13 protein-coding genes are annotated in these 13,959 nt (G+C 71.6%); 7 read left to right on the top strand and 6 right to left on the bottom strand.

All coding sequences use genetic code 11. The annotated features are described in order from the left end of the window. The first annotated feature begins 127 nt into the window (after positions 1–127). From pyrH to ACZ3X1_RS10930, 7 genes are all read left to right on the top strand, one after another. Complete coding sequence (pyrH, locus tag ACZ3X1_RS10960) at positions 128–907, top strand: UMP kinase (RefSeq protein WP_356810514.1); 780 nt, start codon at positions 128–130, stop codon at positions 905–907. Positions 908–990: 83 nt separating this feature from the next. Next, complete coding sequence (gene frr / locus ACZ3X1_RS10955) at positions 991–1,548, top strand: ribosome recycling factor (RefSeq protein WP_356810606.1); 558 nt, start codon at positions 991–993, stop codon at positions 1,546–1,548. Next, positions 1,548–2,624, top strand: a complete 1,077-nt coding sequence (locus tag ACZ3X1_RS10950; RefSeq protein WP_362624559.1) for a phosphatidate cytidylyltransferase — start codon at positions 1,548–1,550, stop codon at positions 2,622–2,624. Before frr ends, ACZ3X1_RS10950 begins: the two co-directional genes overlap by 1 nt. A 132-nt stretch (positions 2,625–2,756) precedes the next feature. Next, entirely contained in the window at positions 2,757–3,872 is a 1,116-nt protein-coding gene (rlmN, locus tag ACZ3X1_RS10945; protein WP_362624557.1) for a dual-specificity RNA methyltransferase RlmN, read from the top strand. Between the two features lie 253 nt (positions 3,873–4,125). After that, complete coding sequence (locus ACZ3X1_RS10940; protein WP_356813357.1) at positions 4,126–5,223, top strand: thiamine ABC transporter substrate-binding protein; 1,098 nt, start codon at positions 4,126–4,128, stop codon at positions 5,221–5,223. Positions 5,224–5,336: 113 nt separating this feature from the next. Continuing rightward, entirely contained in the window at positions 5,337–6,953 is a 1,617-nt protein-coding gene (locus ACZ3X1_RS10935; RefSeq protein ID WP_467279492.1) for an ABC transporter permease, read from the top strand. Beyond that, a complete protein-coding gene (locus ACZ3X1_RS10930) occupies positions 6,953–7,981 on the top strand; it encodes an ABC transporter ATP-binding protein (protein WP_467278728.1) in 1,029 nt (342 codons plus the stop codon). Before ACZ3X1_RS10935 ends, ACZ3X1_RS10930 begins: the two co-directional genes overlap by 1 nt. Positions 7,982–7,987: 6 nt before the next feature. On the opposite strand, the gene ACZ3X1_RS10925 is transcribed toward ACZ3X1_RS10930, so the two are convergent. The 6 genes from ACZ3X1_RS10925 to ACZ3X1_RS10900 all read right to left on the bottom strand — a co-directional run bounded on the left by ACZ3X1_RS10925 (position 7,988) and on the right by ACZ3X1_RS10900 (position 13,946). Continuing rightward, positions 7,988–9,244, bottom strand: coding sequence for a cytochrome P450 (locus ACZ3X1_RS10925; RefSeq protein ID WP_390076181.1), 1,257 nt, complete (start codon positions 9,242–9,244; stop codon positions 7,988–7,990). A 39-nt stretch (positions 9,245–9,283) separates the two neighbouring features. Next, positions 9,284–10,687 (bottom strand): NAD(P)/FAD-dependent oxidoreductase, encoded by a 1,404-nt coding sequence (locus ACZ3X1_RS10920; protein WP_467278724.1) that lies wholly within the window; start codon positions 10,685–10,687, stop codon positions 9,284–9,286. After that, positions 10,684–10,947, bottom strand: coding sequence for a ferredoxin (locus tag ACZ3X1_RS10915; protein WP_390076185.1), 264 nt, complete (start codon positions 10,945–10,947; stop codon positions 10,684–10,686). Before ACZ3X1_RS10915 ends, ACZ3X1_RS10920 begins: the two co-directional genes overlap by 4 nt. A 122-nt stretch (positions 10,948–11,069) precedes the next feature. Continuing rightward, on the bottom strand, positions 11,070–11,717 hold the full coding sequence (locus ACZ3X1_RS10910; RefSeq protein WP_356813352.1) for a hypothetical protein: 648 nt from the start codon (positions 11,715–11,717) through the stop codon (positions 11,070–11,072). Positions 11,718–11,847: 130 nt separating this feature from the next. Further along, on the bottom strand, positions 11,848–12,753 hold the full coding sequence (locus ACZ3X1_RS10905) for a DMT family protein (protein ID WP_356813350.1): 906 nt from the start codon (positions 12,751–12,753) through the stop codon (positions 11,848–11,850). A 101-nt stretch (positions 12,754–12,854) separates the two neighbouring features. Then, positions 12,855–13,946, bottom strand: a complete 1,092-nt coding sequence (locus ACZ3X1_RS10900; protein WP_467278717.1) for an LOG family protein — start codon at positions 13,944–13,946, stop codon at positions 12,855–12,857. Between the last annotated feature and the right edge of the window lie 13 nt (positions 13,947–13,959).

The raw sequence follows: 13,959 nt of genomic DNA, 5'->3' as shown, positions 1-13,959 counted from the left end.
GGGTCTGAAGCAGTCGTCCGCGCTTGCGCGAGGCGACCGCAGATCTGACGAGGAGGCCATTGCCGTAGAGGGAACCGCAAGGACCCACCGGCAATGGCCTTCTTCGTATGTGCACGAGGAGATCTCCATGAATCAGGGCGTGGACCCCCACACCGCTTCCGACGACAAGAGCGACCAGTTCAAGAAGGGCCGCCGCTTCATGCTGAAGCTGTCGGGCGAGGCCTTCTCCGGTGGCGGAGGACTGGGCGTCGATCCCGACGTCGTCCACGCCATCGCGCGTGAGATCGCCGCGGTGGTCCGCGACGGCGCGGAGATCGCCATCGTGATCGGCGGCGGCAATTTCTTCCGAGGCGCCGAGCTCCAGCAGCGCGGCATGGACCGGGCGCGGTCCGACTACATGGGCATGCTCGGAACGGTCATGAACTGCCTCGCGCTCCAGGACTTCCTGGAGAAGGAGGGCATCGACTCCCGCGTGCAGACCGCCATCACCATGGGCCAGGTCGCGGAGCCGTACATCCCGCTGCGCGCCGTGCGCCACCTGGAGAAGGGCCGCGTCGTCATCTTCGGCGCGGGCATGGGCATGCCCTACTTCTCCACCGACACCACGGCCGCCCAGCGCGCCCTGGAGATCGACGCCGAAGCCCTGCTCATGGGCAAGAACGGTGTCGACGGGGTCTACGACTCCGACCCGAAGAAGAACCCGGACGCGGTGAAGTTCGACGCGCTGGAGTACGGCGAGGTCCTCTCGCGCGACCTCAAGGTCGCCGACGCCACCGCGATCACCCTCTGCCGTGACAACAAGCTGCCGATCCTCGTCTTCGAGCTGCTCGCCGAGGGCAATATCGCCCGCGCCGTCAAGGGTGAGAAGATCGGCACGCTCGTCAGCGACCAGGAAACCCGGGCCTGAGCAGTCCGCTGCCGGTCCGGGCGGCCCGGACCGGCCCGCCCGCCCCGCCTGAACCATCCATTCAAGACATGCAGGAGCACGTGGTGATCGAAGAAATCCTCCTCGAGGCCGAGGAGAAGATGGAGAAGGCCGTCGTCGTCGCGAAGGAGGACTTCGCCGCGATCCGTACCGGCCGAGCGCACCCGGCGATGTTCAACAAGATCGTCGCCGACTACTACGGCGCCATCACGCCCATCAACCAGCTCGCCTCGTTCGCGGTTCCCGAGCCGCGCATGGCCATCGTGACGCCGTTCGACGCGTCCGCGCTGCGCAACATCGAGCAGGCCATCCGCGACTCCGACCTCGGTGTCAACCCGAGCAACGACGGCCGGATCATCCGGGTGACCTTCCCCGAGCTGACCGGTGAGCGCCGCAAGGAGTACATCAAGGTCGCCAAGAACAAGGCCGAGGACTCCAAGGTCTCCATCCGCTCCGTGCGCCGCAAGGCCAAGGACGCGCTCGACAAGCTCGTCAAGGACAAGGAGGCCGGCGAGGACGAGGTCCGCCGCGCCGAGAAGGAGCTCGACGACACCACCGCGAAGTACGTCACGCAGGTGGACGAGCTCCTCAAGCACAAGGAAGCCGAGCTCCTCGAAGTCTGATGAACGACTCTTCCTGGCAGCCGGAGCCGGTTCCGGCGGGTCCCGCATACGATGCGCAGGTGGGCCCGCACACTCGGCCCATGCCCATCGTGCCCGATGCCGCCGGCCGTGACTTCGACGACCGGGAAGCACGCGATCGGGGGGCCGCCTCGAACGGCGGCCCCCTCTTCCGCGCCGATACGCCGCCGCAGGAGCCCATGCCCAGCCCCCCGCCCCCGCATGCCGAGCACCCGCAGGACTCCTCACCCCCGCCGCAGAAGAAGCGCGCGGGACGGGACCTGCGCGCCGCGATAGGGGTGGGCGTCGGTCTCGGCGCGGTGATCTTCGCCTCGCTCCTGATCGTCAAGGCGGTCTTCGTCGGCGTCGTCGTCGTCGCGGTCGTCGTCGGCCTGTGGGAGCTCACCTCGCGGCTCCAGGAGAAGAAGGGCATCAAGGCCCCTCTGGTCCCGCTCGCGGTCGGTGGCGCGGCCATGGTCATCGCCGGATACGTCCGGGGGGCCGAAGGCGCCTGGGTCGCCATGGCGCTGACGGTGCTGGCCGTGCTGGTGTGGCGGATGACCGAACCGCCCGAGGACTACCTCAAGGACGTCACGGCGGGTGCCTTCGCGGCGTTCTACGTGCCCTTCCTGGCCACCTTCGTCGCGATGCTGCTCACCGCGGACGACGGGCCGCAGCGCGTGATCACCTTCCTGCTGCTGACCGTGGTCAGCGACACCGGGGCCTACGCGGTGGGCTGGCGCTTCGGGAAGACCAAGCTCGCTCCGCGCATCAGCCCCGGCAAGACCCGCGAGGGCCTGCTCGGCGCCGTGGCCTTCGCCATGGGCGCCGGCGCGCTCTGCATGGAGTTCCTGATCGACGGCGGCGCCTGGTGGCAGGGCCTGCTGCTCGGCCTGGCGGTCGCGGTCAGCGCCACCCTGGGCGACCTGGGCGAGTCGATGATCAAGAGGGACCTGGGCATCAAGGACATGGGCACCCTGCTGCCGGGGCACGGCGGCATCATGGACCGGCTGGACTCGCTGCTCCCCACCGCCCCGGTGGTGTGGCTGCTGCTGGCCGCCTTCGTCGGCACCGGCTGACCGGTCCCGGTCGGGTTATCCTGGAGGGCGCGCCGCGTGTACGCGGCGCGCCCTTTCCGTCCAGCGGCCGAGCCGCGGACCGGCCCTGCACGCGCGGGGTGACCCCCACCTCGTCGCACTGAGGAGTACCGCATGGCCCCCCGTCCCGCTCCGGGTGAGCTCACCTTCGTCGCGCCCCGCGGGGTCAAGAAGCCGCCCCGACACCTCGCCGACATGACTCCGGCCGAGCGCCGCGAGGCGGTCGCCGCGATCGGTGAGAAGCCCTTCCGGGCCAAGCAGCTCTCCCAGCACTACTTCGCCCGCTACGCGCACGACCCGGCGGAGTGGACGGACATCCCCGCGGGCTCCCGGGCCAAGCTCCAGCAGGAGCTTCTCCCGGACCTGATGAACGTCGTCCGGCACATCAGCTGTGACGACGACACCACCCGCAAGACCCTGTGGAAGCTGCACGACGGCACGCTCGTGGAGTCCGTGCTGATGCGCTACCCCGACCGGGTCACCATGTGCATCTCCTCGCAGGCCGGCTGCGGCATGAACTGCCCGTTCTGCGCCACCGGCCAGGCAGGCCTGGACCGCAACCTCTCCACCGCCGAGATCGTGCACCAGATCGTCGACGGCATGCGCGCGCTGCGTGACGGCGAGGTCCCCGGCGGCCCCGCCCGGCTCTCGAACATCGTCTTCATGGGCATGGGCGAGCCGCTGGCCAACTACAACCGCGTCGTCGGCGCCATCCGCCGGCTCACCGACCCCGAGCCCGACGGCCTGGGCCTGTCCCAGCGCGGCATCACCGTCTCCACCGTCGGCCTGGTCCCGGCCATGCTGCGCTTCGCCGACGAGGGATTCAAGTGCCGCCTCGCCGTCTCGCTGCACGCCCCGGACGATGAGCTGCGCGACACCCTGGTCCCGGTGAACACCCGCTGGAAGGTCCGCGAGGTACTCGACGCCGCGTGGGAGTACGCCGAGAAGTCCGGCCGGCGGATCTCGATCGAGTACGCCCTGATCCGTGACATCAACGACCAGGCCTGGCGCGGCGACCTCCTGGGCCGGCTGCTCAAGGGCAAGCGCGTACACGTCAACCTGATCCCGCTGAACCCGACGCCCGGTTCCAAGTGGACCGCGTCGCGGCCCGAGGACGAGAAGGCCTTCGTCGAGGCCATCGCCCGCCACGGCGTGCCCGTGACCGTACGCGACACCCGCGGCCAGGAGATCGACGGCGCGTGCGGCCAGCTGGCCGCCTCGGAGCGCTAGCGTCCGCTTCTGACCGGTCACATTCGGCCACGGGGTACCCTGTGGCCGAACCAATTGCATATTCCGACAGGGGAGCGCCACAGCGCTGAGAGTGCGGTATCCGTCATCCGCAGACCCTCTGAACCTCGCCCCGGTCATTCGGGGTAGGAAGTTCGGTCACCACTCAAGCTGTTGCGCCCTGCCCGGCGTCCGCTCCGAACAGAGCGCCGGGCAGGGCCGCGTCTTCTCCTGGTCATCCCAGGAGGAATCACCAGTGAGCACCACCAAGAAGATCGCGGGCGCTGCGCTCGCGGCCGCGCTGGGCGTCACCACGCTCAGCGCCTGCGGCGGCGACGCCAAGGACAAGTCCGCGGACACGAGCGACGCCCCGAAGTCCAAGACCGTCACGCTCGTCTCCCACGACTCCTTCAACGTGACCGAGTCGGTCCTGAAGGAGTTCGAGCAGCAGAGCGGCTACACCGTCAAGGTCCTGAAGTCCGGAGACGCGGGCGCCGCCCTGAACCAGGAGATCCTCACCAAGGGCTCCCCCCGCGGCGACGTCTTCTTCGGCGTGGACAACACCCTGCTCTCGCGCGCCCTCGACAACGGCATCTTCACTCCGTACGAGGCCAAGGGCCTGGGCGAGGTGAAGCCCGAGTACGTCCTGGACAAGGAGCACCGGGTCACCCCGATCGACTCCGGCGACATCTGCGTCAACTACGACAAGGCCTACTTCTCCGACAAGAAGATCGCCCCGCCGCAGACCCTGGAGGACCTGGCCAAGCCGGAGTACAAGAACCTGCTGGTGGTCGAGAACGCCGCCACATCCTCTCCCGGCCTCGGCTTCCTGCTCGCCTCCGTCGGCAAGTACGGCGAGGAGGGCTGGAAGGACTACTGGAGCAAGCTGAAGGCCAACGGCGTCGAGGTCGTCGACGGCTGGGAGCAGGCCTACAACGAGCGCTTCTCCGGTTCCGCGGGCGGCAAGAAGGCCAAGGGCGACCGCCCGCTGGTCGTCTCCTACGCCTCCAGCCCGCCGGTCGAGGTGCTGTACGGCGAGCCGCAGCCGGCCGAGGCCCCCACGGGCGTCGCCACCGGCACCTGCTTCCGCCAGATCGAGTTCGCGGGCCTGCTCAAGGGCGCGAAGAACGAGGCGGGCGGCAAGGCCCTCGTGGACTTCCTGATCAGCAAGAAGTTCCAGGAGGACATGCCCCTGCAGATGTTCGTGAACCCGGTGACCAAGGACGCCGCGCTGCCGGAGCTGTTCACCAAGCACGGTGTGGTGGTCGAGAAGCCGGAGAACGTCACTCCGGAGACCATCGCCGAGAACCGTGAGCAGTGGGTCAAGGCATGGACCGCGCTCGTCGTGAAGTAAGCGGTACGAAGGAGCCGGGCGCGGCGTCGGCCGACGCCGCCCCGGCCCCCGGACCGGGGCGGGTGCCCGGACAGGGCGAGAGCGGGCGGGCCACCGCCGTCCGCCTCGCCCTGATGGCCGTCCCCCTCGCCTTCTTCGGGCTGTTCTTCGCCTACCCCGTCGCCGCAATCGTGGGCCGCGGCCTCAAAACCGACACCGGTTGGCAGTTCGGCCGGCTAGGCGAGGTGCTGGCCCGGCCCGACATTGCCGACGTGCTGTGGTTCACCACTTGGCAGGCGCTCGCCTCCACCGTCCTCACACTGCTGATCGCACTGCCCGGCGCGTACGTCTTCGCGCGCTTCGAGTTCCCCGGCAAGCAGCTGCTGCGTGCCGTGGTGACCGTTCCCTTCGTGCTCCCGACCGTGGTCGTGGGCACCGCCTTCCTCGCGCTGCTCGGGCGCGGCGGACTGCTGGACGAACTGGCGGACGTCCGGCTCGATACCACCGTCTGGGCGATCCTGCTGGCGCACGTCTTCTTCAACTACGCCGTCATCGTCCGCACGGTCGGCGGGCTGTGGGCCCAGCTCGACCCGCGCCAGGAGGAGGCCGCGCGGGTGTTGGGCGCCGGCCGGTTCGCCGCCTGGCGCAAGGTGACGCTGCCGGCGCTGGCCCCGGCCGTGGCCGCGGCCTCCCTGATGGTGTTCCTCTTCACCTTCAGCTCCTTCGGCGTCGTCCTGATCCTGGGCGGACCCGCCTACTCCACCCTGGAGGTGGAGGTCTACCGGCAGACCGCGCAGCTCCTGGACCTGTCGACGGCCGCCGTCCTGACGCTCGTGCAGTTCGCCGCGATCGGCGCGATCCTCGCCCTGCACGCCTGGACCGTGCGCCGGCGCGAGACCGCGCTGCGCCTGGTCGACCCGGGCCGCACCACGCACCGGCCGCGCGGCTGGGCGCAGCGCACCCTGCTGGGCGGCGTCCTGCTGACCGTCGGGCTGCTGATCGTGGCGCCTCTGGCCGTGCTCGTCGAGCGGTCCTTCGACACCCCCGGCGGCTACGGCCTCGGCTACTACCGGGCCCTGCAGGACGCCGGCGCCGGCGGCGGAACCTTCCTGGTGCCGCCGCTGGAGGCGATCTGGTACTCCCTGCAGTACGCGCTCGCCGCCACCGCGATCGCCCTGGCCGTCGGGGGACTCGCGGCCGCCGCCCTGACCCGGCGCGGGGGCCGCTTCGTCCGGGGCTTCGACGCGATGCTGATGCTCCCGCTCGGCGTGTCCGCCGTGACGGTCGGCTTCGGCTTCCTGATCACCCTGGACGAGCCGCCGCTGGACCTGCGGACCTCGTGGATCCTGGTGCCGCTGGCGCAGGCGCTGGTGGGCGTGCCCTTCGTCGTACGGACCATGCTCCCGGTCCTGCGCGCGATCGACGGGAGGCTCCGGGAGGCCGCCGCCGTGCTCGGCGCGTCACCGCTGCGCGCCTGGCGGGAGGTGGACCTTCCGCTGGTCCGCAGGGCGCTGCTGATCGCGGCCGGGTTCGCCTTCGCCGTGTCGCTGGGGGAGTTCGGCGCGACCGTCTTCATCGCGCGGCCCGACCGGCCGACGCTGCCGGTGGCCGTGGCGCGGCTGCTGGGGCGGGCCGGCGAGCTGAACTACGGGCAGGCCATGGCCCTGAGCACGATCCTGATGCTGGTGTGCGCGGTGTCCCTGCTGGTGCTGGAGCGACTGCGACCCGACAAGACCTCCGGAGAGTTCTGATGACACTGCTTCAGCTGGAAGGGGTGTCGGTCCGCTTCGGTGAGCGCGCGGTCGTCGACTCCGTGGACCTGGGGGTGACCGAGCACGAGACCGTGTGCGTCCTGGGCCCGAGCGGCAGCGGGAAGTCCACGCTGCTGCGGGTCGTCGCCGGGCTCCAGCAGGTGTCCGGGGGGCGGGTGCTGCTGGGCGGGGCGGACCAGGCCTGCGTCCCCGTGCACCGGCGGGGTGTGGGCCTGATGTTCCAGGACCACCAGCTCTTCCCGCACCGCGACGTCGGCGCGAACGTCTCCTTCGGCCTGCGGATGCGCGGCGGCGGGCGCGCTTCGTACGCCGCCCGGGTCGCGGAGCTGCTGGACCTGGTCGGGCTCCCCGGGGCCCAGGGCCGGGCGGTGGCCTCCCTGTCCGGCGGCGAGCAGCAGCGGGTGGCGTTGGCCCGGGCGCTGGCGCCGTCACCGCGGCTGCTGATGCTCGACGAACCGCTCGGACAGCTGGACCGGGGGCTGCGGGAACGGCTCGTGGTCGAGCTGCGGGGGCTGTTCTCGCGGCTGGGGACGACGGTCCTGGCCGTCACGCACGACCAGGGGGAGGCCTTCGCCCTGGCCGACCGGGTCGTGGTGATGCGGGACGGCCGGATCGCGCAGGCCGGGACGCCGCTGGAGGTGTGGCAGCGGCCCGCATCGGAGTTCGTGGCACGCTTCCTCGGCTTCGACAACGTCGTCCCGGCGACGGTGACGGGAGCGGTCGCGGCGACCGCCTGGGGCGAGGTCCCGGTCCCGGCCGGCTCCCCCGAGGGGGAGCAGCGGCTGCTGATCCGCCCGGCGGGAGTGGTGCTCCGCGCGGCGGGCCTGCGGTGCGAGGTGGTCTCCCGGACCTTCCGCGGCACCCATGTCGCCCTGCTGCTGCGGCCGGAGGGCGGCCCGGTCCTGGAGGCCGAGTGCGGCCTGGCGGGGGCTCCGGCCGTCGGCGACCGGGTCGCGGTGGCCTTTGCCCCCTCCGAGGTCGTGGTCCTCCCTCCGGGCAACCGCTAGCCCGGCTCAGGCGGCCTTCGCAAGGACGCCGTCGCAGGCGATCGGCAGGTGCCGGGGGCCGCGCAGCACCGCGTTCTGGCGGTACGGCGGCGGGTCCTCCAGCAGCCGCGGGTTCACCAGCCGGCGGGCCAGCTCGCTCAGCGCCAGCTGCGCCTCCTGCCGGGCCAGCGGCGCCCCGAAGCAGCTGTGGATGCCGCTGCCGAGCCCGAGGTGCTGGATGTCCTTGCGGTCCGGGTCGAATCGGTCCGGGTTCTCGAAGCGCTTCGGGTCGCGGTTGCCGGAGGCCAGCATCAGCCACAGGGAGGCGCCCTTGGGGATGGTGACCCCCGAGACCTCGATGTCGGAGAGCGTGGTGCGCTGCGGCAGCAGCTGCACCGGCGGCTCGTACCGCAGCAGCTCCTCCACGATCGGGACCGACAGACCGGGGTCCTCGCGCAGCCGCTTGAGGACCTCCGGGTGGCGCAGCAGGGTCAGCATGCCGTTGGTGATGAGGTTGACCGTGGTCTCGTGGCCCGCGATCAGCAGCAGCGCGGAGGTGCTGAGCGCCTCCATCGTGGTCATCGAGCCGTCCGGGCCGTCCGCCGTCGCCAGCTGGGACAGCATGTCGTCGCCGGGGTTCTTGCGCCGCTCCTCGATCAGCCCGGCCAGGTACATGCCCAGCTCCATCCGGGCGTCCGTGGTGCCCTTGCCCCGCTGGGCGGGGTCCGCGTCCGGGTCGGGGTCCAGGCTGGCGGCGAGGGTCTCCGCCCAGACGTGGAAGCGCGGTTCGTCCTCGTGCGGCACCCCGAGCAGCCGGCAGATCACCGTGACCGGGAAGGGGTACGCGAACTGGTCGACCAGGTCCACCCGGTCCAGGTCGCCGGATGTGGCGATGCCGTCGATGAGCCCGGCGACGAGGCCGTCGAGCTCGTCGCGCATGTCGTGCACCCGGCGCGGGGTGTGCGGCGGCCCGAACGGCCGGTTCGTCATGCGCCGCAGGCGGTCGTGGTCCGGCGGGTCGAGCTTGAGGAAGGAGGGGGGCAGGGCCGTCCCCTCGTCGTCGGCGGACTGCCCCAGCGGATCGTCACCGGTCGCCTTCAGGTTGCGCGAGTCGGAGCTGATCCGGGGGTCGTGCAGCAGGCTGTGGATCTCGTAGTACGTGCTGATGACGTACGGGCCGTTCCCGTCGTGGGACACCGGGGTCCTGCGGAGCTCCTCGTACAGCGGGTACGGATTGGCCCGGTTCGCGTAGTCGATGATCTCCCGCAGGAGGGCTTGTGTCATGACGGGTCCTCGTGATCCTCGGGGGCGGTCGCGGCGCGGTCAGCGCCCGGGGGTGAAGGTCATCTTCCGGTCGGCCGGCGAGTAGCCGCTGAGGGTGATGGTCGGGCCGTGGGTCGGCACCGAGGGGTCGGGGAAGTCCGCCGGCACCGGCTTGTTCCCCTCCGGCCTGCGGTCCACGGTGGAGAACGGGGGCGGGAACGGCGCGGTGCTCTCGATCTGCTGCTCGTAGAACGGCAGCCAGCGACAGTTGTCGAAGGTCACGGCGGCGATCACCCGCCCCTGGTACCCGTAGACGGCCGCGAACCGGCGCTCGACCAGCGAGCCCTGGGTGATGAGGATCTCGGTCCCCATCGGCGGCACTCCGACCGACTTGATGTTCACGCCGAACTGAGAGGACCAGAAGGCCGGCACCCACAGGTGGGGGCGACGGTCCGCGCTCTCGCTGAGCATGTTGTGCGCGGCGGTGTCGGCCTGTGCGACGGCGTTGCCCCAGTGCTCCAGGGACAGGAACTGGTAGCCGAACAGGGCGTGCGGGGAACGCGCCACGTCACCCGCCACATAGATGTCGTCGGTGACGATGCCCCGGACGTCGAAGGCCCGGCAGCCCGCGTCGCAGGCAATGCCCCGGGGCCCGGCGCCCAGTCCGGACCCGGCGAGCCACTCGGTGTTGCGCTGCGCGCCGAGGGAGACGACCACCACGTCGGCCTCCACGGTGGAGCCGTCGGAGAGGTGGGCGGCGCGGACCCGGCCCGCCGGATCGCCCTCCAGCGAGGTGACCATGACGCCGGTGCGCAGGTCGACCTCGTGCTCGCGGTGCATCTCGGCCGCCACTTCGCCGATCACCCCGCCGAGGGCGCCGACCAGCGGCGCCGAGCCGCGTTCGGCGACGGTCACCTTCAGGCCGCGTTCCCGGCAGGCGGAGGCGATCTCGGACCCGGTGAACCCGGCACCGATGACGAGCACCCGGCGGGGACGGGCGGCGAGGGCGCGTTGCAGTCGTTCGCCGTCGTCGCGGGTGCGCAGGACGAAGACCCCTTCGAGCTCGCCCTCCTCCGGGTTGGGCCAGGGCCGGGCGCGGACACCGGTGGCGATCAGCAGCCGGTCGTACTCGACCTCGTCGCCGTTGCCGAGCCGGACCCGGCGGGCGGCCATGTCCAGGCCCGTCGCGGGGACTCCGAGCCGCCAGTCGGCGTCGATCGCCCGGCGGCGGGGGAGCGCCGTGTGGTCCGCCACCGCGTTGCCCAGCAGTACCTGCTTCGACAGCGGGGGCCGGTCGTACGGCTCGTGGGGTTCGTCGCCGATCATCGTGAGCGAACCGGCGAACCCCTTGTCGCGCATGGTCTCGGCGGCCCGAAGACCCGCGAGGGACGCACCGACGACGACGATGCGTCCCTTGCGCTTGAGGTGCTCCAAGGCGCCGTCCCGTGTGCGTTCACCGGTCACCGTGAACCTCCGGAACCGGCGCCGGCCCCGGCCACGGCGTCCTGGGACACCATGCCTGCCAGGTCCTCGTCGGTGAGTTCGAGGAGGATCGCGCCGACGGGGCAGGCGGCCACGGCGCGGGCGACGTTCTCACGCTGCTCGGCAGCCGCCTCCGGGTTGTAGAGGAGCGACTCGTCGCCGTGCATGGCGAAGACGTCGGGAGCGAGGAATGCGCACTGGGCGTATCCCTGGCAGCGGTTGAGGTCGACGACAAGCCTCATGACGGATCTGCCTTTCCCTCGGCCGTTGATCCCCGTCGCCCCCGGCCACCCCCGGTTCCTCCCTTGTCCACCAGCATGCACGCGGTACCCGGGGGCCGCCTGCCGGAGCACGGACCGCCAGGTCAGGAGGGGTTCAGGGGCGGCCCGGAGCGGTCCGCGGGCGAGGCCGTGCGCCGGACGCGCAGGATGTAGAGGCTGATGACCAGAGCCCAGGCCGGGAACAGCAGCTCGGACCAGGGGACGCCGGAGCCCGCCACGATGAGGACCAGGCCGACGAGGGTGCCCAGCATGGCCAGCGGCCGGGGGAAGACGCCGAGCGTCCGCCCGATCATCGAGGTCGCGAGGACGAAGACCGCGGCCATGCGCATGGCGTACGTCGCGAGCAGGGTGTAGGCGTAGTGGCGGCCGAAGTCGGAGGGCGTCTCCTCGTTCAGCACGGTGCCGGCCGCCGCGGCGGCGGCGAAGAGAGTGGCGACGAACACGAAGCCGCTGCCGAGGAACACGGTGGCGACGAACCGGTCCTCGGCCTCACCGGTGTGCGCGCGGAGGGCGCCCATGAACCAGAGGAAGAAGATGCCGGCGAACGGCACGATCTGCAGGGCCAGCTGGACCGCCCAGCGGCGGTCCGGGTCGATGGTCGCGTCGGCGGCGTCGCCGGCCGGAACGGAGATCCGCATCAGGACGATCGCCGCACCGAGCAGCAGGGCGAAGGCGACACCGGCCATTCCGGCCGCGCGCGGCGTCTTCAGCCGATCGGTCGTGGGCTCCATGAACCCCTCGCTCTCTCCCCCGGTCCAGCAAGCGCCGGCCGCCGCCGCGTCACCAGCGGGGGACGGCCGACCGGGTGAGGGAGCGGGGCGGCGGCGCCGCGCGGCCGGGGTTCAGCCGCCCGGCCGGGGTTCAGCCGACCGGCTGCGGTACCGGGGCCGCCGTATCCTCCTCGGCGCCCTCATGCTTGCCGTACCAGGCGACCGCCACGGCTCCGGTCACCGCCATGACGAAACCGGCGACCGCCAGCCAGGCGAGGCCGGGGCGGGACGCGTCGCCGAGCCAGAGCACTCCGATCGCGCCGGGGAGCACCGTCTCGCCGACGACGAGGGCCGCGGTGGCTCCGTTGACCGAGCCGATCTGCAGGGCGATGGTGTGCAGGTACATACCGCCGATGCCGGCCAGCAGGATGGCGTAGAGGGCCGGGTCGGTGAGGAGGGTGCCGAGGTCGAACGGGTCGACGCCGTCCAGGATCCGCACGCCGACGCCGAGCGCGCCGAAGCCCAGACCCGACAGCAGGCCCGCCAGGATCGCGGCGCCGCCGCCGAGGAGGCGGACGGCCACCGTGCCGCCGACCATCAGCAGCGTGGTGATCCCCAGCAGCCACCAGTGCGTGGACATCGGCGCGTGGTGGCCGCCCTCGTGGCCCGCCGCAGTCGCCAGCAGAACCAGCGCGGTGCAGACGACCCCGATCGAGGCCCATTCCTTGCGGCTCAGCCGGATGCCCAGCATCTTCACGCTCAGCACGGCCGTGATCACCAGGTTGGCGCTGATCACCGTCTGGGACAGGAACAGCGGGAGGAGGCGGGCGGCGAGGGCGCCGAGCCCGAAGCCGACGAAGTCCAGGATCGTGCCGACGATGAACTCCCACGTCATCGCCGCCTTCGCGGTGGACGAGAGGTTGGGGCCGCCGTGGGCGGTCACCCCGGCCGCGGTCGGGGACATCCGGGCGGCGCGGCGCGATCCGACGGCTTGCAGCACGGATCCCGTGCCATAGCAGATGGATGCCGCGACAGCGGTCAGCAGGCCTATGAGCACCGATGGCTCCGTTCACGTCTGGCAGGTTTTGCGGTACCTCTGCCAGACGCGGATATCGGCCCGGAAGTTGCCTCCGCAGCTCAGTTCGTCGAAAGCCCGGCTCAGCACATCGAGGCGAGCACGCCGGGGACCTCGTCCACCGAGTCGACGAGCGCGATCCGCGACTCCATCGCCCGGCCCCGGGCCAGTGCCCGGAGCAGGGGCCAGGCCGGGAGGTGCTGGGTCCAGTGGGTGTGGCCGACCAGGACCATCGGCGCCGGCTCGCCCCGGGACCCGTAGTAGTTCGGCGTCGCGGCGTCGAATATCTCCTGGACGGTGCCGGCCGCGCCGGGCAGGAACACCGCGCCCGCCGTTGACCGGGCCAGGAGCCCGTCCTCGCGCGTGGCGTTTGCGAAGTACTTCGCGATGCGGGCGGCGAAGGCGTTCGGCGGCTCGTGACCGTAGAACCAGGTGGGGATGCCCACCGAGTCGCCGCCGCCGGGCCAGCGGTCCCTTACGGCGAAGGCCGCGCGCGCCCAGTCGGACACCGACGGCTCGAAGGACGGGGCCTTGGCCAGCAGCTCCAGGGCCTCCGCGAGGGCCTCGTCCGGAGCCGGCGCCAAGTAGGCGCCGAGGTTCGCGGCCTCCATCGCGCCGGGTCCGCCGCCCGTGGCCACGGTCAGCCCGGACCGGGTCAGCGCCCGGCCCAGCTCCGCCGCACCGCGGTAGTCGGCGCTGCCCCGGGACATGGCGTGGCCGCCCATCACGCCCACCACGCGGGCGGCGGCGAGATGCTCGTCGAGGGCGTCGGAGATGGCGTCGTCGTGCACGGAGCGCAGCATCGAGGAGAAGACGTCGCGGTCGGTCGCGGTCTCCTGGAACCAGGCGTACGCCCCGGCGTCCGGGGTGGCCTCGTACCCGTCGGGCAGCCCGTCGAAGAGCTCCTCCGGCGAGTAGAGCAGGCCCCGGTACGGGTTGAAGGGCAGGTCCGGAACGGGCGGGAAGACCAGTGCGCCGTCCGCGCGGACCTTCGCCGAGGCATCGGGCTCCATCGCGCAGCCCAGGAAGACGGCCGCCGAGGTGTCGGCGGCCAGCAGCGCGAAGGTCCGCTCCAGCAGGTTGACCGACTGGATCCGGTAGCCGCTGAGCGAGCCGCGTGCCACGACCTGGTCGAATTCGGCGAGCGTCTCGATCTCGATGTCTGCGTTGACCATTCGGCCCACCCTA

It is taken from the genome of Streptomyces sp. NPDC023541 (assembly GCF_055559995.1).
This window is presented reverse-complemented; position numbering and strand designations above follow the sequence as displayed.

Bases quoted from the DNA above. Each gene is read 5' to 3' on its own strand.
- pyrH (WP_356810514.1), top strand. From the start codon at position 128: ATGAATCAGGGCGTGGACCCCCACACCGCTTCCGACGACAAGAGCGAC.
- ACZ3X1_RS10910 (WP_356813352.1), bottom strand. From the start codon at position 11,717: ATGGAGCCCACGACCGATCGGCTGAAGACGCCGCGCGCGGCCGGAATG.
- ACZ3X1_RS10935 (WP_467279492.1), top strand. From the start codon at position 5,337: ATGGCCGTCCCCCTCGCCTTCTTCGGGCTGTTCTTCGCCTACCCCGTC.
- ACZ3X1_RS10900 (WP_467278717.1), bottom strand. From the start codon at position 13,946: ATGGTCAACGCAGACATCGAGATCGAGACGCTCGCCGAATTCGACCAG.
- ACZ3X1_RS10915 (WP_390076185.1), bottom strand. From the start codon at position 10,947: ATGAGGCTTGTCGTCGACCTCAACCGCTGCCAGGGATACGCCCAGTGC.
- ACZ3X1_RS10930 (WP_467278728.1), top strand. From the start codon at position 6,953: ATGACACTGCTTCAGCTGGAAGGGGTGTCGGTCCGCTTCGGTGAGCGC.
- rlmN (WP_362624557.1), top strand. From the start codon at position 2,757: ATGGCCCCCCGTCCCGCTCCGGGTGAGCTCACCTTCGTCGCGCCCCGC.
- ACZ3X1_RS10950 (WP_362624559.1), top strand. From the start codon at position 1,548: ATGAACGACTCTTCCTGGCAGCCGGAGCCGGTTCCGGCGGGTCCCGCA.
- ACZ3X1_RS10925 (WP_390076181.1), bottom strand. From the start codon at position 9,244: ATGACACAAGCCCTCCTGCGGGAGATCATCGACTACGCGAACCGGGCC.